Annotated in this window: 22 protein-coding genes; 16 read left to right on the top strand and 6 right to left on the bottom strand. The window is 62.4% G+C overall.

The window, feature by feature from the left end; translation table 11 throughout:
* Positions 1–33: 33 nt before the first annotated feature.
* Positions 34–1098: an S-methyl-5-thioribose-1-phosphate isomerase gene (gene mtnA, locus P8Y64_03490; protein MEJ2059542.1), complete on the top strand. Its 1065-nt coding sequence runs from the start codon at positions 34–36 to the stop codon at positions 1096–1098.
* A 75-nt stretch (positions 1099–1173) separates the two neighbouring features.
* Positions 1174–1935, top strand: coding sequence for a TIGR04219 family outer membrane beta-barrel protein (locus tag P8Y64_03485; GenBank protein MEJ2059541.1), 762 nt, complete (start codon positions 1174–1176; stop codon positions 1933–1935).
* A 51-nt stretch (positions 1936–1986) separates the two neighbouring features.
* Here P8Y64_03485 and glnD read toward each other — a convergent pair whose 3' ends face one another.
* Entirely contained in the window at positions 1987–4659 is a 2673-nt protein-coding gene (glnD, locus tag P8Y64_03480; GenBank protein MEJ2059540.1) for a [protein-PII] uridylyltransferase, read from the bottom strand.
* Positions 4660–4700: 41 nt separating this feature from the next.
* A complete protein-coding gene (gene map, locus P8Y64_03475) occupies positions 4701–5468 on the bottom strand; it encodes a type I methionyl aminopeptidase (protein MEJ2059539.1) in 768 nt (255 codons plus the stop codon).
* A 236-nt stretch (positions 5469–5704) separates the two neighbouring features.
* Here map and rpsB point away from each other — a divergent pair, with 236 nt between their 5' ends.
* The 13 genes from rpsB to lpxA all read left to right on the top strand — a co-directional run bounded on the left by rpsB (position 5705) and on the right by lpxA (position 18073).
* Entirely contained in the window at positions 5705–6601 is an 897-nt protein-coding gene (gene rpsB / locus P8Y64_03470; GenBank protein ID MEJ2059538.1) for a 30S ribosomal protein S2, read from the top strand.
* 15 nt (positions 6602–6616) lie between these two features.
* Positions 6617–7498: a translation elongation factor Ts gene (gene tsf, locus P8Y64_03465; GenBank protein ID MEJ2059537.1), complete on the top strand. Its 882-nt coding sequence runs from the start codon at positions 6617–6619 to the stop codon at positions 7496–7498.
* A gap of 78 nt (positions 7499–7576) precedes the next feature.
* Positions 7577–8299, top strand: coding sequence for a UMP kinase (gene pyrH, locus P8Y64_03460; GenBank protein MEJ2059536.1), 723 nt, complete (start codon positions 7577–7579; stop codon positions 8297–8299).
* A gap of 3 nt (positions 8300–8302) precedes the next feature.
* Positions 8303–8860 (top strand): ribosome recycling factor, encoded by a 558-nt coding sequence (frr, locus tag P8Y64_03455; protein MEJ2059535.1) that lies wholly within the window; start codon positions 8303–8305, stop codon positions 8858–8860.
* Between the two features lie 16 nt (positions 8861–8876).
* Entirely contained in the window at positions 8877–9617 is a 741-nt protein-coding gene (gene uppS / locus P8Y64_03450) for a polyprenyl diphosphate synthase (GenBank protein ID MEJ2059534.1), read from the top strand.
* Positions 9610–10410: a phosphatidate cytidylyltransferase gene (locus tag P8Y64_03445; GenBank protein ID MEJ2059533.1), complete on the top strand. Its 801-nt coding sequence runs from the start codon at positions 9610–9612 to the stop codon at positions 10408–10410. The genes uppS and P8Y64_03445 overlap by 8 nt, the downstream gene beginning before the upstream one ends.
* Positions 10411–10429: 19 nt before the next feature.
* Positions 10430–11632 (top strand): 1-deoxy-D-xylulose-5-phosphate reductoisomerase, encoded by a 1203-nt coding sequence (gene ispC / locus P8Y64_03440; protein ID MEJ2059532.1) that lies wholly within the window; start codon positions 10430–10432, stop codon positions 11630–11632.
* Positions 11629–12987 carry an RIP metalloprotease RseP gene (rseP, locus tag P8Y64_03435; GenBank protein MEJ2059531.1) on the top strand — a complete coding sequence of 453 codons (1359 nt, stop codon included), beginning with the start codon at positions 11629–11631 and terminating at the stop codon, positions 12985–12987. The genes ispC and rseP overlap by 4 nt, the downstream gene beginning before the upstream one ends.
* Positions 12988–15270 carry an outer membrane protein assembly factor BamA gene (gene bamA, locus P8Y64_03430; GenBank protein ID MEJ2059530.1) on the top strand — a complete coding sequence of 761 codons (2283 nt, stop codon included), beginning with the start codon at positions 12988–12990 and terminating at the stop codon, positions 15268–15270.
* Positions 15271–15283: 13 nt separating this feature from the next.
* A complete protein-coding gene (locus P8Y64_03425) occupies positions 15284–15811 on the top strand; it encodes an OmpH family outer membrane protein (GenBank protein ID MEJ2059529.1) in 528 nt (175 codons plus the stop codon).
* 19 nt (positions 15812–15830) lie between these two features.
* The gene (lpxD, locus tag P8Y64_03420) at positions 15831–16823 is read left to right on the top strand and encodes a UDP-3-O-(3-hydroxymyristoyl)glucosamine N-acyltransferase (GenBank protein MEJ2059528.1); all 993 of its coding nucleotides are present in this window, start codon (positions 15831–15833) and stop codon (positions 16821–16823) included.
* A gap of 45 nt (positions 16824–16868) precedes the next feature.
* Positions 16869–17309 (top strand): 3-hydroxyacyl-ACP dehydratase FabZ, encoded by a 441-nt coding sequence (gene fabZ / locus P8Y64_03415; protein MEJ2059527.1) that lies wholly within the window; start codon positions 16869–16871, stop codon positions 17307–17309.
* On the top strand, positions 17306–18073 hold the full coding sequence (lpxA, locus tag P8Y64_03410) for an acyl-ACP--UDP-N-acetylglucosamine O-acyltransferase (GenBank protein ID MEJ2059526.1): 768 nt from the start codon (positions 17306–17308) through the stop codon (positions 18071–18073). Before fabZ ends, lpxA begins: the two co-directional genes overlap by 4 nt.
* A gap of 12 nt (positions 18074–18085) precedes the next feature.
* Here the strand turns inward: lpxA and lpxB are convergent, their stop codons facing one another.
* Genes lpxB through P8Y64_03395 form a run of 3 tightly spaced genes read right to left on the bottom strand, consistent with a single transcriptional unit; the run spans position 18086 to position 21285 of the window.
* Positions 18086–19201, bottom strand: a complete 1116-nt coding sequence (gene lpxB / locus P8Y64_03405; protein MEJ2059525.1) for a lipid-A-disaccharide synthase — start codon at positions 19199–19201, stop codon at positions 18086–18088.
* Between the two features lie 8 nt (positions 19202–19209).
* Positions 19210–20304, bottom strand: a complete 1095-nt coding sequence (locus P8Y64_03400) for a DegT/DnrJ/EryC1/StrS family aminotransferase (GenBank protein MEJ2059524.1) — start codon at positions 20302–20304, stop codon at positions 19210–19212.
* 27 nt (positions 20305–20331) lie between these two features.
* The gene (locus P8Y64_03395) at positions 20332–21285 is read right to left on the bottom strand and encodes a Gfo/Idh/MocA family oxidoreductase (protein ID MEJ2059523.1); all 954 of its coding nucleotides are present in this window, start codon (positions 21283–21285) and stop codon (positions 20332–20334) included.
* Between the two features lie 98 nt (positions 21286–21383).
* Here P8Y64_03395 and rnhB point away from each other — a divergent pair, with 98 nt between their 5' ends.
* Positions 21384–21995 carry a ribonuclease HII gene (gene rnhB / locus P8Y64_03390; GenBank protein MEJ2059522.1) on the top strand — a complete coding sequence of 204 codons (612 nt, stop codon included), beginning with the start codon at positions 21384–21386 and terminating at the stop codon, positions 21993–21995.
* Between the two features lie 15 nt (positions 21996–22010).
* On the opposite strand, the gene P8Y64_03385 is transcribed toward rnhB, so the two are convergent.
* Positions 22011–22482: DUF1641 domain-containing protein (locus tag P8Y64_03385; GenBank protein ID MEJ2059521.1), on the bottom strand; the 472-nt coding region annotated here is incomplete at its 5' end.

Genomic DNA, 22482 nt, shown 5'->3' with positions numbered 1-22482 from the left:
GATGAAGCACGGTCCGCCGCCGAGAATGTCGCCATGGATACACGACATGACACGATTCGCGCAATGGCGTGGACAGAGGATCACCTGCGCCTACTCGACCAGCGTCTGCTGCCGTTCGAGGAACGCTGGCTGGACCTCTACGACGCCGACGATACCGCCAACGCCATCCGCGACATGGTCGTGCGCGGTGCCCCGGCCATCGGCATCACCGCCGCTTACGGCGTGGTCATGGCGGCGCGCCAGCGCTTTCGCGAAGACCCCGGCCACTGGCGCGAGGCCCTGGAAGAGGACATGCGCTGTCTGGCCGCGTCGCGCCCGACCGCCGTCAACCTGTTCTGGGCCCTGGAACGCCTGCAGGGCGCGCTGGCCGGCATCGATGGCGATCCCTACGACAAGCTCCTCGCGGAGGCCGGCGCGATCCACGAAGCCGACATCGCCGCCAATTACCGCATGGGCGAGGCCGGCGCGGCGCTGATCGAGGACGGCGCGGTGCTGACGCATTGCAATACCGGCTCGCTGGCCACCGGCGGTTACGGCACGGCGCTGGGGGTGATTCGCAGCGCCTACGCCGCAGGCCGCATCAGCCAGGTCTATGCGGACGAAACCCGCCCCTGGCTGCAGGGCGCGCGCCTGACCGCCTGGGAACTGGTCCGTGACCGCATTCCGGTGGAGCTGATCTGCGAAGGGGCGGCGGCCTCGTTGCTGCGCACCGGCAAGGTATCCTGGGTCGTGGTGGGTGCGGACCGCATCACCGCCAACGGCGACGTCGCCAACAAGATCGGCACCTACGGTCTGGCGATCCTGGCGCGCCATCACGGCGTGAAGTTCATGGTCGTCGCGCCAAGCTCCACCGTGGACATGCGCACCGCGCACGGCGGCGACATCCCGATCGAAACGCGCAGCAAGGACGAGGTGCTGGCACTGAACGGCCAGCGCATCGCGGCGGAGGGTGCCGATGCCTGGAACCCCGCCTTCGACGTCACGCCCGCTGAACTGGTGGATGTGATCGTTACCGAAAAGGGAATCGTGCAGCAGCCTACGGCAGAGCGCATGGCGCAGCTGATGCAGACGGACGTTCCGCTGGCTACGTCCGGCTAACCCCGCTAGACTGTGACCAATTTTTGACAACCATACGGCCCGTTGAGGCCGCAGCATAAATAATAAGGGGCAATCATGAAGCGACTCGCTGCCGTTGGTCTGTTGACCACATTCCTGACCGCACCTGCCGCCCACGCCGGGCTGATCGATTTTTCAATCGGTGGCGGCGGCTGGGATATCAAACCCACGGGCAACATCAGCTATACCAATGGCGGCACCACCGGCACGGACATTGACCTCCAGAACGATCTGGGCCTGAAATCCAAGACCCAGACCTACCTGTGGGCCGACCTGGAACACCCGCTTCCCGTATTGCCCAATATCCGCCTCGGTTACAGCACCCTGAAAACCACCGGCGACAACGTGGTCACACGCAGCATCACCTACGGCGGTAATACCTATACGACGGGGACGCGCGTGGTTACCGACGCCAAGGTCAACCAGACCGACCTGGTGCTCTACTACAGCCCGCTCAATAACTGGGTGAAGCTCGACCTGGGTCTGGACCTCAAATACCTGGACATGGATTTCAAGCTCAGCGACAGCTCGCAGACGACGCAGGCCAAGGGCTCGGCCGTGGTTCCGATGCTGTACGGCAACCTGGGTTTCGAGATTCCGGCCACCTCGCTTTCGCTGGGTGTCTCCGGCAGCTACATCGGCTACAGCAAGTCGTCCTTCAGTGACGTCCGCGCCCGCGTCGCCTACGTATTCGGTGATCACATCGGTATCGAAGGCGGGTATCGCCAGGTTCAGTTGAAGATCGACAGCAGCAGCATCGACACCAACGGCGATATCAAATTCGGCGGCAGCTATCTGGGACTGTTCGCCAAGTTCTGATTCCGGCTCGCCGCTTGCCGCCAGGCCCGCCGTCTTCGGATGGCGGGTTTTTTATTTGGTCTCCAGACCTGCCGGCGGCGGTTGCGCGGGCACATCCGCCGTGCCGAGCGCCTCGACCAGGCGGGCGCGGATTTCTTCCTGCGGCGTGTCACCCGTCACCTTCCGCCCCTGTCCGTCGGTAATGAAAAAGACGTCGTCGGCGACTTCGCTGACCGTGGCGATACGCGCCTTGTGCACCCGCAGCCCCAGTTCCGCCATGACCTTGCCGACCTTGGCGAGCAGGCCCGGGCGGTCGGCCGCGGTGAGATCCATGACGGTATACCGGAGCCATTCGGGATTGGAAAAGCTGACCCGGCAGGGCACCGAGAACTGCTTGAGCACCCGCGGCGTCATGCGCTGGACCACCGGCAACGCCGTCGGCGTATGCAGGGCCTCGAGCAGTGCCTGGCGAATATGCCGGATGTGATGCGTTTCCGTAATCGGCTCGCCGTCCTCGTCCAGCGCCAGGAAGGTGTCCAGGGTGTAGCCGTCGTCGGTGGTGAAGATGCGCGCATCCAGGATATCGAGTCCGGCCTGCGCCAGCACCGCCGTCACCAGCGCGAACAGGCGCGGATCGTCGCGGGTGAAGATCAGGATTTCGGTGCTGCCACGACCCGTCTTGCGACGGATCTCGACCACCGGCAGCTCGGCGGGATCGGCCTGCAGGCGGACCTGCACGTGCCAGGCGACCTCGTCCGCCGAATGGCGCAGAAAATAATCCGCGTCGAGCACCGACCAGCAACGCCGCGCCGTCTCTTCGTCGATCTCCCTGTCCCGCAATAACGCCAATGCCTCGTTCTGGACCTCCGCGATGAGTTCGTTTGCGTTCAGCGGCTGATCCAGCCCCTCGCGCAGGGCGCGCCGGGTCCGTTGATACAGGTCGGCCAGCAACCGGCCTTTCCAGTCGTTCCACAGGTCGGGGTTGGTGCCGCGAATGTCGGCCACCGTCAGCAGATAGAGATAGTCCAGGCGGGTGGTGCTGCCGACCTGCTGGGCGAACTCGTGAATCACCACCGGGTCACTGATGTCGCGGCGCTGGGCCGTCATCGACATGATCAGATGGGCGCGCACCAGCCAGGCGACCAGGTGAGCGTCGTATTGGCTGAGGCCGTGGTCGAGGCAGAACTGCAGCGCATCCTCCGCACCCAGTTCCGAGTGGTCGCCGCCGCGACCCTTGGCGACATCGTGGAACAGGCCCGCCAGGTAAAGGAGCTCGGGCTTGGGCAGGTTTTCGAAAATGCTGCTGCACTGCGGCAGCTCATGGCGGAATTCGGGTATCGCGAAGCGGCGCAGATTGCGCACCACCATCAGGATGTGCTCGTCCACGGTGTACACGTGGAACAGATCGAACTGCATGCGACCCACCACATTGCTGAATGGCGCCAGATAGGCCGCCAGCACGCCGTGCCGGTTCATCATGCGCAGCGTGGCGGTAAGGCCCTCGCCGTGGCGGAACATCTCCATGAACAGGCTGCGGCAGATCAGGTCCTTGCGGAAGCGCTGGTCGATGAGATGCAGATGGGCGCGGATCAGGCGAATCGTGCTGGCCCGGATGCCGACCAGTTCCGGATGCTGTTGCAGCACCAGGAAGAGCTCGAGCAGGGAAGGCGGATAGTGACTGAAGACCTGCGGATTGATCGCCTCCAGATAACCGCCGCGGGACTGGAAACGCCGGTTCAACGCCACGACGGGAATGTTCTTGCGGCCGCCGAGCAGAATCTCCTCGTAGAAATGCTGCAGCAGCATCTCGTTCAGCCGCTCCAGTTCCATCACGGTGCGGTAGTAGCGCTGCATGAAGGCCTCGATCGAGGCGTTGTTGGCGTCCTCCGTGTAACCGAAATGGTGGGCGAGCTGACGCTGGAACTCGAACAGCAGGCGATCCTCTTTGCGTCCGCAGATCTGATGCAGGGCGAAACGGACCTGCCAGAGGAAATTCTGGCCTTCGACCAGCGTGTCGTATTCCTTTTGCGTGAGGAACTCGTGTTCGACCAGCTCCTGCAGGGATTCGGTGCCGAAATGGCGCTTGCAGACCCAGCCGATCATCTGGATGTCGCGCAGCCCGCCCGGGCTTTCCTTCAGGTTCGGCTCCACCCGGTACGCCGAGGCGAGAAACTTTTCGTGCCGGTCCTGCTGCTCCTTGAGCTTGGCGCTGAAGAAATCCCGGCTGTTCCATACCCGTTCCGGCGCCAGGGCGGCGTCCAGCACCTGAAACGTCTGTTGCGATCCCGTGATCAGGCGCTTTTCGATCAGGTTGGTGATCACCGTGACGTCGGCTTCGGCCTCCTGGATGCAGACCGCGAGACTGCGCACGCTGTGCCCCACGTCGAGACCTATATCCCAGAGGAAGGTCAAAAAGGCGGACAGCCGGTCTTCGTCGGGATGCGATTCGTCCGGATAGAGGATCAGGATGTCGATATCTGACGCCGGGTGCAGTTCGCCCCGGCCGTAGCCGCCCACCGCGAGCAGGGCCAGCGAGGCATCCTCGTCCAGGCCGAAGGCATGCCAGCAGCCGGCCAGCAGCTGATCCACGGCCTGGGCGCGCCCGCGCACCAGTTCGGTGATGGGCGTGTCCTGCTCGAATTCGGCCTGCAGCGCCTTGGACAGCTGGCGCAGGTATTCCTTGGTCTGCGGCAGCAGCCGGCTGCGGTCGTCGAAATCGGGCGCCGTCAGGGCGGCGCGCTGCAACCAGTCAGGCTCGGGCAGGTTCGTCCATACGACCGGGGTGCTCAGACCTTTTCCTCCTCACGCAGGGTGAGAATCTCCACGCCGTCGGGGGTGACCAGCACGGTATGCTCCCATTGCGCGGAAAGGCTGTGGTCCTTGGTCACCACCGTCCAGCCGTCGGGCAGCATGCGGACATGGCGTTTGCCGTTGTTGAGCATCGGCTCGATGGTGAAGGTCATGCCGGCCTGGAGTTCGAGCCCGGTGCCCGGCTTGCCGTAGTGCAGCACCTGCGGCTCCTCGTGGAATTCGCGCCCGATGCCGTGACCGCAGTACTCGCGCACCACGGAGCAGTGACGGGCTTCGGCGTACTGCTGGATGGCGTGGCCTATGTCGCCCAGACGCACGCCGGGCCTGACCATCTCGATGCCGACCATCATGGCCTCGCGGGTGACCTTGACCAGACGCTCGGCCGCCGGCGTGGACTTGCCGACGAAGAACATCTTGCTGGTATCGCCGTGAAAGCCGTCCTTGATCACCGTGACGTCGATATTCAGGATGTCGCCCTTCTTGAGCTTCTTGTCGCCCGGGATGCCGTGGCAGACCTGGTGATTGACGGAAGTGCAGATGGACCTGGGAAAGCCCCGGTAATTGAGCGGCGCGGGGATGGCCTGCTGTTCGTTGACGATGAAGTCGTGGCACAGACTGTCCAGCTCGCCGGTGGTCACCCCGGGCTGGACGTGTGGCCCGATCATCTCGAGCACCTGGGCGGCCAGACGGCCGGCCACCCGCATTTTTTCGATTTCCTCGGGGTTTTTAATGGATACGGACATGGGGAACAGGGTCAGTGTAGAGAGGGCGGCAAAAGACCGCGCCTGATTGTTGGAATAAGCTGTTTATGTTATAAAGCGCCGGCGCTACGCGCAAACCCGAAACAGGCCGTCGAAACCCGATTTTGCCGGCCGTTAAAAACCACACATACGTCGACACATGCGACTGGGTGCCCGGCCATTGAGCCGGGTTGTCGTATGGGACGTATGGAGGCTCAACCCTAACGAGGAATATTGTCATGACGAGCGTAACCATGCGCCAGATGCTCGAAGCTGGCGTGCATTTCGGGCACCAGACCCGCTACTGGAATCCGAAGATGGCCCCTTTCATCTTCGGCGAACGCAATAAAATCCACATTGTTAACCTGGAAAAGACCCTGCCTCTGTTCAACGAGGCCATGAACTACCTGGGTCGACTGGCCGCCAACGGCGGCAAGATCATGTTCGTGGGCACCAAGCGTTCCGCCCGCGACACCATCGCCGAAGAGGCAGCACGCTGCAAGATGCCCTACGTCAACCACCGTTGGCTGGGCGGCATGCTGACCAACTTCAAGACCGTCAAGCAGTCCATTCGCCGCCTGAACGAGCTGGAAACCATGCTTCAGGAAGGCGGTTTTGAGCGCCTCAACAAGAAAGAGGTGCTGATGCGCCGCCGCGAGCTGGACAAGCTGAACAAGAGCCTGGGCGGCATCAAGGACATGAACGGGCTGCCCGACGCCCTGTTCATCATCGACGTCGGCTACGAGCGCATCGCCGTTTCCGAGGCGAACAAGCTGGGTATCCCGGTGGTCGGCGTGGTCGATACCAACAACTCTTCTGAAGGCATCGATTACGTCATTCCGGGCAACGACGACTCCATGCGCGCCATCCAGCTGTACACCGTGGCCGCGGCCGACAGCATTCTCGACGGCATAAACAGCGTGTCGACTCAGGCCCAGGCCGGCGAAGACTACGTCGAGATGGTCGAGGAGGCCCCCAAGGCCGCTCCCAAGAAAAAGGCCGCCCCGAAGAAGAAGGCTGCGACCAAGAAGGCCGCCCCCAAGAAAAAGGCCGCGACCAAGACGGAAGACACCGAGGCGTCTTCCGAGGCCGAGCAGGGTGCCGCCGAGGCGTCCAACGAAGCCGAATCTGAATAATTTCGGGAGGACGACATGTCGATTACAGCTGCAATGGTCAAGGATCTCCGCGAGCGCACCGGCGCGGGGATGATGGAATGCAAAAAGGCGCTGACGGAAACCAATGGCGATATCGAAGCCGCCATTGAACTGATGCGCAAGTCCGGCGCCGCCAAGGCCGTCAAGAAGGCCGGCCGCATCGCCGCGGAAGGCAAGATCGTGGTCAAGACCGACGATGCCGGTTCCAAGGCCGTGATCGTGGAGATCAACTGCGAAACCGATTTCGTCGCCAAGGACGAAAACTTCGAGTCCTTCACCGACAGCGTCGCACAGGTGCTGCTCGACCACCCGATGGACGACCTGGACGCGCTGCTCAGCCACAAACTGGCCAACGGCCAGAGCGTGGAGGACGCCCGCCAGGAACTGGTGAGCAAGATCGGCGAAAACATCCAGATCCGCCGTTTCCAACGTTTCGAAACCGCGGGCGACAACCTGGGCGTCTATACCCACGGCACCCGTATCGGCGTCGTGGTGGACCTCAAGGGCGGCGACCAGGAGCTGGCCAAGGACATCTGCATGCACATCGCCGCCAGCCGGCCGGTATGCATCAGCGAGGAGCAGGTGCCCGCCGATCTCGTCGAGAAGGAAAAGCAGATCTTCAAGGCGCAGGCCGAAGAAAGCGGCAAGCCCGCCGAGATCGTCGAAAAGATGATCACCGGCCGCATCAAGAAGTACCTGGCCGAGATCACCCTGGTGGGACAGCCGTTCGTCAAGAACCCCGACCAGACCGTCGGCAAGCTGCTGTCCGAGAAGGGCGCGGAAGTCATCAGATTCATCCGCTACGAAGTCGGCGAAGGAATAGAGAAGAAGCAGGAAAACTTCGCAGACGAGGTCATGGCCCAGGTCAAAGGGGCTTGATCGAAAAAGGGGGCCTGCAAGCCCCCTTTTTTTGTCGGAAATTTAAAACAACAAGTTGGTGACCGATTCCAGACAAGCATGAGCAAACCCCAATACAAGCGCGTTTTATTGAAGATAAGCGGCGAAGCCCTGATGGGCGATCTCGAGTACGGGATCGATCCGAAAATCATCAACCGGCTCGGCGAGGAAATTCTCGAACTCAGCCGCGAAAAGGTCGAACTCGCCATCGTTATCGGGGGAGGCAACATCTTCCGCGGTGCGGGGCTCGCGCAGCAGGCCGGTATGGACCGCGTGACGGGGGATCAAATGGGCATGCTCGCGACGGTCATCAACGCGCTGGCGATGCAGGACGCCATCGAGCGCATCGGCGGATTCTGCCGCGTCATGTCGGCGCTCAAGATCAATCAGGTCTGCGAGGACTACATCCGCCGCCGCGCCATACGTCATCTGGAAAAGGGGCGCATCGTCGTATTTGCGGCCGGTACCGGCAATCCTTATTTCACGACCGATACCGCAGCCAGCCTGCGCGCCAGCGAGATCAACGCCGACCTGATGCTCAAGGCGACCAAGGTGGACGGCGTGTACACCGCCGACCCCAAGTTGGATGCCGATGCGAAGCGTTATTCGCGAATCACCTACGACGAGGCGCTGCAACAGCGTCTCGGCGTCATGGATGCCACGGCCATGGTCATGTGCCGTGACAACAACATCCCTCTGCGGATATTCAATATTTTCAAGCCCGGCGACCTCAAACGCGTGGTCCACGGCGAGGATATCGGTACATTGGTTGTTCGAGGTTGAGTCATGATTGAGGACATTAAAAAAGACGCCAAACAACGCATGCAGAAAAGTGTCGAATCGCTGCATGCGGAGTTGAAAAAGATCCGTACCGGTCGTGCGCATACCAGCATCCTCGATCACGTGACCGTCGAATACTACGGTAGCGAGGTGCCGATCAGCCAGGTCGCCAACATCCATGTGGAAGACGCGCGCACCCTGACCGTCACGCCGTGGGAAAAACCGATGGTCTCCGCCGTTGAAAAGGCCATCATGAATTCCGATCTGGGTCTGAATCCGGCGACTGCCGGCACCGTCATTCGCGTCCCCATGCCGCCGCTGACCGAGGAGCGCCGCCGCGAACTGGTCAAGGTCGTGCGCGCCGAAGGCGAGAGTGCCCGTGTCGCGATCCGCAACATCCGGCGCGATGCGAATTCCGATTTCAAGACCCTGCAGAAGGAAAAGGAAATCTCCGAAGACGACGAACGCAGGGCCTCGGACGAAATCCAGAAGCTGACCGATCAGTTCGTCGCTGAAATCGACGGTATTCTGGATGTCAAAGAAAAAGAATTGATGGAGATCTGACAGGGCCCTGTGCGTGATGTCTGAAGTCGGGGCAGATAAGATCCCTACCCATGTGGCAATCGTGATGGACGGCAACGGCCGCTGGGCACAGGCCCGGCATTTGCCGCGCACCGTCGGCCACCGCAAGGGCGTCGAAGCGGCCCGCGCCATCATCAAGGCGTGCGTTAAATTCGAGATCAAACATCTGACGCTGTTTGCGTTCAGCAGCGAGAACTGGCGCCGTCCCAGCGGCGAGGTCAGCGCGCTGATGGAGCTGTTTTTGAGCGCGCTTAAACGCGAAATCAAGGCACTGGTCGAGCAGGGCGTTAGGCTGCAATTCATCGGTGAGCGGGAGGCGCTGAACGAAAAGCTTCAGCAGGAGATGGCGCGCGCCGAGGAACAGTCCGCCGGGCAGAGTCGCCTGTATCTCAACATCGCCGTCAATTACGGCGGACGCTGGGACATCGCCCAGGCGGCGCAGCTGGCCGTAAAGGACGCCATCGAACGCGGCGAACCGGTCGAATCCCTCACCCCGGAACAGCTGGCGGGTTTCACGGCCCTGGCCGATCAGCCCGATCCGGACCTGTTCATCCGTACCGGCGGCGAACAGCGCATCAGCAACTTCCTGCTGTGGCAGCTCGCGTACGCAGAGTTGTACTTCACCGACACCCTGTGGCCCGATTTCGGCGAAGCCGAGCTGGGCCAGGCCGTGGCGGATTTCTCGCGCCGGCAGCGGCGTTTCGGCATGACCTCCGAACAGGTGGGCGGACGTGTTTAAGCAACGTGTGGTTACCGGGATGATTCTGGCGCTGGCCGTCTTCGGCGCCATTGCCTTCGTGAACAGCGAACTGCTGGCCGTCCTGGTGCTGATCATGCTGCTGGTCGGCGGTTGGGAATGGGCCAATCTGGTCGGCATCCAGAACAATGCCGCACGCGCGGGCTATCTGATACTGACCGCCGCGGCCTGCGCGGCCGTCGTCTGGTTCGCCCCCCTGAATCTGGTCGCCATCTACGCGGGTACGGCCTGGTGGACGTTCGTCGTCGTGTTGTTGTCGTTTATCCGCCACGTTCCGCACGGCGCCTCGCCGCTGCACTATCTGCTCAAGGCCGCCGGGCCGCCGGTGCTCGCCGTACTGCTCGCCAGCATCTACTGGATCCACCAGCAGGGCTGGCAATGGCTGTTCTATCTGGTGCTGCTGACCTCGCTGGCCGACACCGGCGCGTATCTCTCCGGCAAGACCTTCGGCAAGCGCAAGCTCGCTCCCGAGCTCAGTCCGGGCAAGACCCTCGAAGGCCTGTTCGGCGCGCTGCTGTTCAGCGGCGTCGCGGCCGCTGCGGCCGGCAAAATCTTCGGGCTGCCCCTGGGCGACGGGGTATACTTGGTGCTGCTCTCGTTGCTCGTCGTGGTGGTTTCCGTCTTCGGTGATTTGTTCGAGAGCCTGCTCAAGCGGGCCGCGGGGGCCAAGGACAGTGGCCATATCCTACCCGGGCACGGAGGCATCCTGGACCGGGTCGACAGCTTGACCGCTGCCGCCCCGGTATTCGCCCTCGGTCTCCGTTACATGCATTAGTCTCGAGGTCCGGGTTTATATGGCGAATCAGGCCAACAGCAAGGGTATCTGCATTCTCGGCGCCACCGGAACCATCGGCGCCAACACCCTCGACGTGCTGTCGAATCACTCCGACCGCTTTCATATCGTTGCGCTGACGGCCAACAACGACGTCGATGGTCTGCATAAGCTGTGCGCCCGGTACCGTCCCCCGCTGGCGGCGATGGCCGATCCGGACAAGGCGGCGCAGCTGCGCCAGCGATTGCGTGACGACGATCTGCCGACCGAAGTGCTCGCGGGCCAGGATGCCCTGTGCCAGCTCGCGGAGCATCCGGACGTGCATACCGTGGTGGCGGGCATCGTCGGTGCCGCCGGCCTGCCGCCCACTCTGGCCGCGGCACGGGCCGGCAAGCGCATCCTGCTCGCCAACAAGGAGGCGCTGGTCATGTCCGGCCAGCTGTTCATGGACGAGGTCGGCAAGCACGCCGCCGAACTCCTGCCCATCGACAGCGAACACAACGCCATCTTTCAATCCCTGCCGGCGGATTTTTCCGGCGGGCTCGAGGCCGCCGGCGTCAATCAACTGCTGCTGACCGCCTCCGGTGGACCGTTCCTGAACACACCGCTGGAGAAACTTGAAGCGGTCACGCCCGAGGATGCCTGCGCGCATCCGAACTGGGTGATGGGACGCAAGATCTCCGTCGATTCGGCCACCATGATGAACAAGGGACTGGAGGTCATCGAGGCCTGCTGGCTGTTCTCCGTCACGCCCGACGACATCACCGTGGTCATCCATCCGCAGAGCATCATCCACTCCATGGTCTCTTATGTGGACGGCTCCATCCTGGCCCAGATGGGTCAGCCGGACATGCGCACCCCCATCGCCCATGCGCTGGGCTGGCCCGGCCGGATCGCAGCCAACGTGAAACCGCTCGATTTCTTCAGCCTCGGCCAGCTCGAATTCCGCCAGCCGGACATGGAAAAATTCCGCTGCCTGGCGCTGGCCTTCGAGGCCTTCCAGCGCGGCGATTCGGCCACCGCCATTCTGAATGCCGCCAACGAGATCGCCGTCGACAGCTTTCTCGAACGGCGCCTGCGTTTCACCGACATCCCGCGCGTCATCGAACAGACGCTGGACGAGACGCCGCTGGAAAAGCCGGATTCCATCGAACACATCCTCGAGATCGATGCGCAGGCGCGCGCCCACGCGGTCGATGTCGCCAGGCACCTGGAGCGGGCATGAGCTTTCTGATCAGCGTCCTGTCCTTTATCGTCGCCATCGGGATCCTGGTCTCGGTGCACGAATTCGGCCATTTCTGGGTGGCCCGCAAACTCGGCATCAAGGTGCTGCGTTTTTCGATCGGCTTCGGCAAGCCCCTGTTCGCGATTCGCGGCAAGGATGACGTCGAGTACGTCGTGTCGGCCGTGCCCCTGGGCGGTTACGTCAAGATGCTGGACGAAAGGGAAGGGGAGGTGCCGGTGGCGGAACGCCCGCTGGCGTTCAACAACCAGGTCCTGTGGAAACGGTTTGCCGTCGTGTTCGCCGGACCGTTTTTCAATTTCCTGTTCGCCATCGCCGCCTACGCCTTGATGTTCGTCATCGGCGTCCAGGGCGTGCGTCCCTATGTCGGTGCGGTCGTTCCCGGCACGCCCGCCGCCGTCACCGGTCTGCAGGCCGGCGACCTCATCCGCAGTGTCGACGGGGATCCGGTCGAGACCTGGGAGGAGGCGCGCCTGGCGATGCTACAGGCCGTGGTCGATCAGCACGACATCACCCTGCAGGTCGCCAACGGAGCGCAGGAACGCCGCATCGACCTCAAGCTCAATGACCAGACCGCCCTCAAGCACGAAACCGATCTGATCCGGAATCTCGGCATGGTGCCGTTTTACGCCGCCAACCCTTACATCGCCGGCGTCGAGGCCGGCGGTGCCGCGGCCAAGGCCGGCCTGAAAAAAGACGACCGCGTGCTCGAGATCGACGGCCGGCCGGCCGTGTCCGTGCCGCATTTCATCGACGTGATCCGCCAGAATCCGGACAAGACGCTGCAACTGCTGATCCTGCGGGACGGCGCACGACAGACCCTGCCGATCACGCCCGGGCAGGCCGAGCGCAAGGGCCAGGTCGAAGGCTACATCGGCGCCAAGGTGGGCGCCTACGTTTCCCAGGCGATGCGCGAGGAGGTGTCGACCATCGTGCGCAAGGGGCCGGTGGACGCCCTGGGCGCGGGCCTGACCCGAACCTGGGCAATGTCGTCGCTGACCGTGCAGATGTTCTGGAACCTTCTCAAGGGCGACGTGTCCATCCGCAATATCAGCGGCCCGATCACCATCGCGGAATACGCCGGCATCTCGGCCAGCATCGGCATCTCGGCGTTTTTGTCTTTCCTGGCCCTGATCAGCGTCAGCCTGGGAGTGCTCAATTTGCTGCCAATCCCTGTACTCGATGGCGGCCATCTGTTGTACTACCTGATTGAATTCGTAAAAGGCAGCCCGGTCTCCGAAGAGGCCGAGGCCTTGGGACAAAGAATCGGGCTCGCTATTATCGCTGCGCTGATGGTGCTGGCGTTCTACAACGATTTATCCAGGTTGTTTCACTAAATGAGTCATCGCATACGACCGGACCTGGTCTGTATGGGCCTGCTTTTGCTGTCTACACCAGCGCTGGCCGACGGATTTCAGGTCAAAGACATCAAGATTGAAGGCTTACACCGCATCAGCGCCGGCACCGTCTTTTCCTATCTGCCGATTCAGGTGGGGGATACCTATGACGGCCAGAGCACCAAGATCATCGATGCGCTTTATCAGACCGGCTTCTTCAAGAACATCGAACTGCTGAAGCAGGACGATTCGCTGGTCATCAAGGTCGTCGAGCGTCCGGCCATCGACGAAATCAAGATCCACGGCAACAAGCTCATCGAAACCAAACAGCTGCAGGAATCGCTCAAGCAGGTCGGGATTTCGCGCGGGCGCACCTTCAATCGTGCGGTGCTCGATCGCCTGAAATCGGAGCTGCAGCAGGTTTACCTGTCGCGCGGCAAATACGACGTGCGCATCAAGACCAGCGTCAAGGACCTGCCGCGCAACCGCGTCAGCATCGACATCGACATCCACGAAGGCGCCACCGCGAAAATCAAGCGCATCAACATCGTCGGCAACCATTACTACAGCGAAGACGACATCAAGAACGAACTGGAAACCAGCGAAGGCTCGCTGTTCTCGTTCATCACCGGCAGCAACGACTATTCCAAGCAAAAACTGGCCGGCGACCTGGAACGCATCAAGTCGCTGTACCTCGACCACGGGTTCATCAATTTCAATATCAATTCCACCCAGGTTTCGCTGACGCCGGACAAGAAGGACATCTACATTACCATCAACGTGGACGAGGGCGATCAGTACCGCGTCAGCTCGGTGGGCTTTGCCGGCGATACCATCGTGCCGGTCAAGGAACTGCAGGCCATGTCCACCATCAAGCCCGGTGAGATCTTCTCGCGCAAGAAGATCAACGACCTGATCGAAAAAATCGAGGAACGGCTGGGCAACTACGGCTACGCGTTCGCCACCGTCAACCCAATTCCGACCATCGACAAAAAGAACAAGACGGTCGCCGTCACGCTGTACGTGGACCCCGGCCGTCGGGTGTACGTGAACCGCATCACCTTCCATGGCAATTACAAGACCCAGGACGTGGTGCTGCGCCGCGAGATGCGCCAGATGGAGGGCGCCTGGTACGACCGCGCCCAGATCAAGCGCTCCAAGACCCGTCTGCAGCGCCTCAGTTACATCGAGTCGGCCAACGTCAAGACGGTGCGCATTCCCGGCCGCGACGACGCCGTCAACCTGGTCGTCGACGTCAAGGAACGGCTGGCCAGCAGCTTCAGCGCCGGCATCGGCTATTCCGACAGCGAGGGCGTGATCTTCAACACCAGCCTGAGCTTCGGCAACTTCCGCGGAACGGGCAAGAACGTCGCCGTGTCGGTCAATACCAGCAAGGTCAACACGGTCTACAGCCTGTCGTACACCAATCCCTATTACACCCTGAACGGAATCAGTCGCGGGTTCAGCGTCTACTACCGCACGATCGACGCCGCGGCCGCGGGCGTGACCACCTACAGCGCGGACCGCTACGGCGGCAATCTGAACTACGGCGTCCCGCTTTCCGAGTTTGACAACTTCAACTTCGGCGTGGGCTTGCAGAACACCAAGGTCAAGACCGGTACCAATGCCTCCACCCAGGTACAGGATTACCTGCGTACCAATGGCAACGAATTCAACGAATACCTCATCAACGTGGGCTACACCCACGACAGCCGCAACCGTACCGTATTCGCCAACTCCGGGTTGCTGAGCACGACCGGCCTGAGCGTCGCCCTGCCGGGCAGCGACCTGGAATACTATAAGTTAAGCTTATACAATACTTACCATTATCCCCTAAGCGATAAAACAAGCTTATTCGCCAAGGGCAACATCGGCTACGGCAAGGGCTACGGCAAGACGACCACGCTGCCGTTTTTCGAAAAATACTATGCCGGTGGTGTAGGCACGGTGCGGGGTTACAAGGATAATAGCCTGGGCCCGCTGGACTCGAACGGAGATCCCTATGGTGGCGACCTGCGGACCACCTTTAGTACCGGGCTGTTGTTCCCGGTCCCGTTCAGCCAAAAACTGGATTCTGTGCGGATGAGCGCGTTCTTCGATGCCGGTAACGTATTCGCCAAACCGAAGGACTTCGAATTCAACCAGCTCAGGACCTCGGCCGGCATAGGGCTGATCTGGCTGTCTCCGATCGGGCCGTTGAATTTCAGTTTCGCCAGCGCGCTGAATGCGAAACCGGGTGATCATACTCAGAGTTTCCAGTTTACGATCGGTACCCAATTCTGATGGAGAGAGAATCATGAAGAAATGGCTGAGCTCGATTTTCATGGCGGCAATGCTGATGGTTCCGCTGGCTTCCCAGGCGGCCGACGCGAACCTCAAGATCGCCGTGGTCAATGTCTCTGAATTGATGCAGAAGTCCCCGCAGGCTCAGGCAGCGAACGACGCGCTCAAGCAGAAGTTCTCCGCTCGGGAAAGCGACCTGATGAAAAAGCGCCAGGCGCTTCAGAAGCTCAACGAGCAGATGAAGAACGAAGGCGATGTCATGTCCGCCAAGAAAAAGGAAAACCTGCAAAACGAGATCAACGACAAGTCACGCACCTTCAGCCGCGAACTGAGCGCCTTCCAGGAAGACTTCAACTCCGCCCGCAACGAGGCGCTGGGCAAGCTGCAAAAGCAGATATATAACGCCATCGTGCAGATCTCGGAGCAGGGCCATTACGACATCGTCCTGGCCAACAACGTGGTTTACGCCAGCAAACGCGTCGACATTACCAACGAAGTGCTCGACTACCTGAACAAAAACAAGAACAAAGACAGCAAATAAATACGAAAGAGCGGGGCAGATGGCATTGACCTTGGGGGAACTCGCTTCCCGTCTGGAAGCGAAGCTGATCGGTGATGCGCAGGAAACGGTGGACCACGTGGCCACCATCCAGAATGCTGCACCCGGCGCACTGACGTTCCTCAGCAACACCAAGTACCGCAAGCACCTCGAACACACGCAGGCCTCTGCGGTGCTGCTGACCGAGAAGGATGCGGGGCATTGCCGGATCAACTGCCTGGTCGTCTCCGACCCGTACGTCGCCTACGCGAAGGCGCTGCCGCTGTTGTACCCGCAGCCCGAATCGGCCGGAGGACAGCATCCGTCGGCCTTTGTCGACCCTGCCGCCCGTGTCGACGCATCCGCAACCGTCTCGGCGCACGCCGTGATCGGGGCTGGCGTGGTTGTGGCCGCCGGCGCCTTCATCGGCCCCGGCAGCTGCGTGCTCGAGAACGCCTCCATCGGCCGGGATACCCGGCTCGGCGCCAATGTCACGATCGGCGAGGACTGCCAAATCGGGACGGCCTGCCAGATTCACCACGGCGCGGTCATCGGCGCCGACGGCTTCGGCTTTGCCAACGACGGTGGGCAATGGATCAAGGTGCAGCAGATCGGCCGGGTCGTCATCGGTGATAACGTCGAGATCGGCGCCAACACCACTGTCGACCGCGGCGCCATCGATGATACGCGTATCGAGTCGGGTGTTAAGATCGACAACCAGGTCCAGATCGCCCATAACGTGGTGATCGGCGAAAATACCGCCATCGCGGCCGCAACGGCGATCGCGGGCAGCACGGTGATCGGCAAAAATTGCGCCATCGGCGGCGCGGTCGGTATCGTCGGCCACCTGAAAATCGCCGACGGCAGCGTCATCACCGGCATGTCGATGGTGACCAACTCGATCGAACGACCCGGAGTCTACTCCTCCGGCATGCCGGCCCAGGAAACGCGCGAATGGAAACGCACCATGGCGTGTATCAAACGGCTGAACAGCGCGCGTAAATCAGAACAATAACGCCCGAATACAGGATTTAGTGGACTTGTTGGATATTGGATCATGATGAACATCAATCAAATCATGGGGCATCTGCCTCACCGTTACCCCTTTCTACTGGTGGACAGGGTGTTGGAGTGCACGCCTGGCGAAACCCTGACCGCCATCAAGAACGTCAGCATCAACGAACCCTTCTTTCAGGGGCATTTCCCCATCAAGCCGGTCATGCCGGGTGTACTGATCATCGAGGCGATGGCCCAGGCCACCGGTCTGCTCGCGTTCAGGACCATGGACGACAAACCCAGCGAAAACTTCGTCTATCTGCTCGTATCGGTGGACAACACGCGCTTCAAGCGCCAGGTGGAACCCGGCGATCAACTGACGCTCAAGGTTCGCCTGATCCGTGTGGTCCGCGGCATGTGGAAATTCGAGGCCAGCGCGCTGGTGGACGGTGAACTCTGTGCCAGCGCCGAGCTGATGTGTGCCGGACGCGAGGTGGAGATGTGATTCACCCGACGGCGATCATCGATCCAGCCGCCGAGCTTGCAGAAGACGTATCGGTCGGCGCATACAGCATCATTGGACCGGGTGTCACCGTCGGCAAGGGCTGCGAGATCGGCCCGCATGTCTCCATCAAGGGGCCGACGCACATCGGCGAGAACAACCGGATATTCCAGTTCGCGTCGGTGGGCGAGGAACCGCAGGACCTCAAATACCGCGGCGAGGACACGCAGCTGGTCATCGGGGACAACAACGTCATCCGCGAATTCGTGACCCTGCATCGCGGCACGACCAAAGGCCACGGCAAGACCACCATCGGCAGCAACAACCTGTTGATGGCCTACGTGCACGTGGCTCACGACTGCGAGGTGGGCAACAACGTGATCTTCTCCAACGCCTCGTCCCTGGCCGGGCACGTGGTGGTCGAGGATCACGTCATCCTCAGCGGCTTCACCCTGGTCCACCAGTTCTGCCGCATCGGCGCGCATGCCTTTACCGGCATGGGCTCCGCCCTGAACCGCGACCTGACGCCTTACACCATGGCGTCAGGCAACTACGCGCATGCGGTAGGCATCAACAAGGAAGGGCTCAAGCGGCGCGGTTTCACCCCGGAAACCATCCAGGCCCTGCGCCGCGCCTTCAAGACGCTGATCCGCTGTACCGACCGGGCCGAGGCCCTGGAGGCGGTGCAGGAAGACGCCGCGAAATATCCGGAAGTGGGGCAGTTGCGCGACTTCGTGCTGACTAGCAACCGCGGAGTAATCCGTTAAAACGACAACCTGTTAGGTCAGCAGGCTCAGCGCGGCCGCCGCCGCGTTGCGGGCCCCTCCACCGCTGCCCAGACGCTCACGCACCTCCTGCAGCAGGGCACGGCGCTCGGCGTGATATGACTCGTCGCGCAGCAGTCTCAACACCTCGCTGCCCACGTTCCCGGCCGTGGCCCGGTCCTGTATGAACTCGGCCGCCATCTCCCGTCCGCCGATCACGTTCACCAGCCCCACGAAGGGGATGCGGATCAGCCGCTTGAACAGGAAATAGCTGAGCGGCGCCACCCGGTAGACGATAGCCATCGGCGTGCCCATCAGGGCGCATTCCAGGGTGGCCGTTCCCGATGCCACGATGGCGGCGCGCGCGATCTGCATCACGTCATAGGCGTGCCCCTCCACCAGAACGACCCGCTCCGGGTCCTCCAGGTGCGACACGATGAGCTCGCGTTCCAGCCCGGGCGCGATCGGCAATACGAACCGGCACCGCGGATCTTCCTTACCGATATGCGCCACCGCCGCGTTCATCAGCGGCATCAGGCGCGAGATCTCGCTTTTGCGCGAACCGGGCAGCAGGGCGACGACGGGCTCGTCGGCGTCCAGGCCCAGCATCTCGCGCGTGGCCTGCGGGCTCAGCCCCGCCTCGACGTGATCGATCAGCGGATGGCCGACGTATTCCACCGGCACATCGTGCTTGCGGTAGAAATCGGCCTCGAACGGGAACAGCACGCCCATGAGGTCGACCCGCTCCTTGATCTTGCGGACACGCTTTTCGCGCCAGGCCCACACCTGGGGGCTGATATAGAAGAACACCTTGATACCGAGCTCACGCGCCGTCTTGGCGAGCTTGAGGTTGAACTCGGCGTAATCGACCAGGATCAGCAGGTCGGGGGGATCGTCGCGCAGGGAGGACTGCAGCTGGCCCAGCACCTGCTTGATTTCGCGGTAATGGGCCAACACCTCCCACAGCCCGACCACGGCGAGCTTGGTGGAGTCGATCAGGATCTTGGCGCCGGCGGCGCGCAGCTGGCCGCCGCCCATACCGTAGACGTGCACGGCGGGATTGAGCCGGTACAGCTCGCGGACCAGGTTCGCCGCGTGCAGGTCGCCGGAGGCCTCTCCGGCGACGATCATGGCCCGCTTCACTGGATGGCTTCTTTGATCACCTCACAGATGGTGTCGATCTGTGAGTTCTCCAGTTCGGGGAAGATCGGCAGCGACAGGCAACGTGCGGCCACGCTCTCGGTCACCGGGAAGTTCTGGCCGCTGACCGTGTCCTGAAAGGCCTTTTGCTGATGCAGGGGCACCGGGTAGTAGATCGCCGAGGCGATCTCCTTGTCCGACAGCGCGGCCATGATGCGGTCGCGGCGGTCGCTGAGCAGGGTGTACTGGTGGAACACGTGAGTCCCGATGCCGTCCTCGTGCGGAGTGAGGATATCGGTGCCGACCAGGCCGTCGTTGTAGCGGTGGGCGACCCGGCGCCGCTCCTGATTGTAGCGGTCGATATGCTTGAGCTTGATGCGCAGCACGACCGCCTGCAGTTCGTCGAGACGGCTGTTGAAGCCAATCGTGTCGTGATAGTAGCGCTTGCTGCTGCCGTGGTTGCGCAGCATGCGCAGGCGCGCCGCCACCTCGTCGGACTGGCTCGTGACCAGGCCGCCGTCACCGACGCCGCCCAGGTTCTTGCTGGGGAAAAAGCTGAAGCAGCCCGCATCGCCGAAACCGCCCGTCATGCGATCCTTGACCGCCGCACCGAAGGACTGGGCGCAGTCCTCGACCAGCAGCAGGTCGTGCGCCTCGCAAAAGGCCTTGAGGCTGACGGTGTCCACCGGCTGCCCGAACAGATGCACCGGGATGACGGCCTTGGTCGCCGGGGTGAGGGCGGCCTCCAGCTGGTTCAGGTCGATGTTGAAGGTGCGCTCGTCGATGTCCACGAACACCGGCGTCGCGCCCACGTAGCGGATCGCCTCGGCGGTGGCGATGAAGGTGAACGGCGTGGTGATCACCTCGTCGCCCGGGCCCACGCCCAGCGCCACCAGCGCCAGGTGCAGGGCGTCGGTGCCGGAGGCGCAGCTCACGGCGTGATTCACACCCAGGTAGGCGGCGGTTTCGTTCTCGAATTCCTGTACGTTCGGCCCGAGGATAAAGTGGGTGTTCTCCAACGCCTCCAGTATGCCGGCGTCGATCTGGGCCTTGAGCTCGTGGTACTGCTGTTTGAGATCGACCATGGGGATCATGGCTGTAACCTCTATATAAAGTTGGAATCAGTTGAGACTGTTGGGGGATTGCGCGAGCAGGTCGGTGATACGCATCGCAGTTTCCAGCGCACGCTTGCCGTCCTCCCCGCTCACCGGCGGTGGGGTGCCGGTCCTGATGGCGTTCAGGAAGGCGAGAATCTCGCTGTTCAGCGCGTCGCTCTCTTCGTAAAAGGTCTCTTCGCTCTTGATCTCCGGCACGCCGGGGAACATCTCGCCCTCACCCTTGCGGTGGATGGTCAGGCCCTTGTTCTGGAAATCGATGGCGATGTACGCATCGCGCTGGAACAGGCGCATCTTGCGTTCCATCTTCATGCTGATGCGGCTGGCCGTGACGTTGGCCACGCAGCCGTTGGCGAATTCCAGGCGGGCGTTGGCGATATCGATGTCGCTGGACAGCACCTGCGCGCCGCTGGCCGCGATGTTGACCACCTCGGACTTCACGATATCCAGGATGATGTCGATGTCGTGGATCATCAGATCCAGCACCACGTTCACGTCGGTCGCGCGCGGCTTGAACGGCGCCAGGCGGTGCGACTCGATGAACATGGGTTCGGCCAACCGGTCGCCCAGGCCGAGGATGGCCGCGTTGAAACGCTCGAGATGGCCGACCTGCAGCACCAAGTTTTTCTGCGCCGCGATATCGACCAGCTCGCCGGCTTCCTCGGGAGTCACGGTAATCGGTTTCTCGACCAGCACGTGTGCGCCCGCCTGCAGGAAATCCCTGGCGACCTGGTGGTGCAGGGTGGTCGGCACGGCGATGCTCACCGCATCCACCTTGCCGAGCAGTTCATGGTAATCGGTCAGGGCCTGACAGCCATTCTCGGTGGCTACGCGCTGCGCGCTTTCCGGGTCTGCGTCGACCACCGCGACCAGTTCGGCATCGGGGGCGGCGGCGTATTTCTGGGCGTGGAATTTGCCGAGGTAACCTACGCCGACCACGGCGCATCGAAGTGCAGTCATCAGGCTTTGAATCCGGTCCATGCTGAATGGCGGCTAAGCCTAACATACTCAACGGCGCAAGAGAGGACGCCGCAGGCGCCTTGGTCTATCATGCCGCGATGACGCACACCGACCCGCCCCAGATCGAACTCGCCTTTTCCTCGCCTCGACTGGTCGCGGGAGTCGACGAAGCGGGCAGGGGGCCGCTGGCGGGCCCGGTCGTCGCCGGAGCGGTCATTCTCGATCCGGACGCACCCATCGAGGGGCTGGCGGATTCCAAAAAGCTCAGCGAACGCCGCCGCGAACGCCTGGCCGCCGAGATCGAGCAAAAGGCCCTGGCCTGGGGCCTGGGCTTTGCCGACGAACGCGAGATCGACGAGATCAACATCCTGCACGCCAGCATGCTGGCGATGCAGCGGGCCGTGGCCGAACTGAAGGTCGCGCCCGGACTGGCGCTGGTGGACGGCAACCGCTGCCCGGATCTGCCCTGCGAGACGCGCGCCATCGTCGGCGGCGACTCCACCGAAGCGGCCATCAGCGCCGCCTCCATCCTGGCCAAGGTCGCCCGCGACCGCTACATGCTGGAGCTCGACGGCCGGCATCCCGAATACGGCTTCGCCAGGCACAAGGGCTATCCGACCGCCGCCCACATCGAGGCCCTGGGCCGCCACGGCCCCAGCCCCTGCCACCGGCTCAGCTTCGCACCGGTGCGCCGCGCGGCGGGCAGATAACGCCCTGCAGCCGGCTCAGGCGGCCTGCGCCTGTTCGATGCGCTTTTCCAGATAGCCGGGCAGGATCGAGATCAGGCGCAGTCCCTTCTGCACATCCTTGTCGGACATCAGGTGCAACAGGCCGCGCCAGCCGCCGTAATCCTGATGATCCCCGGCGTGCTGGGCATCCTCGAACGCCTGCTCCGCACTCTTCATCATCTGCAGCGCCTTGCCGACCGACAGCTTGTCGGCATCGTGGACCACATCGCCCAGCAGGGCGACCAGATCCACGCTTTCCTCGACCCCGGCCAGCAGATCGCTGAGATCGCCCAGGCGGCGCAGGGTGCCGTTGCGATGCAGCTTGCCCAGGGTGGTGAGCAGATCGCCCAGCGCGGCGTCGGTCTCGTTCTGCTGCACGAACTCGGTGAGCTGCACGGCAAGCGCCGCGAGATCGCCGGCCAGGTGCTGGTCGATGAAGGCGCTGACGGCGCGCCACTTGACCATCAGC

The sequence above is a fragment of the Gammaproteobacteria bacterium genome, from assembly GCA_037388465.1.
GTDB lineage: Bacteria > Pseudomonadota > Gammaproteobacteria > SpSt-1174 > SpSt-1174 > JARRKE01.
The sequence above is the reverse complement of the archived record's forward strand: the minus strand, read 5'-3'. Positions and strand labels throughout refer to the sequence as shown.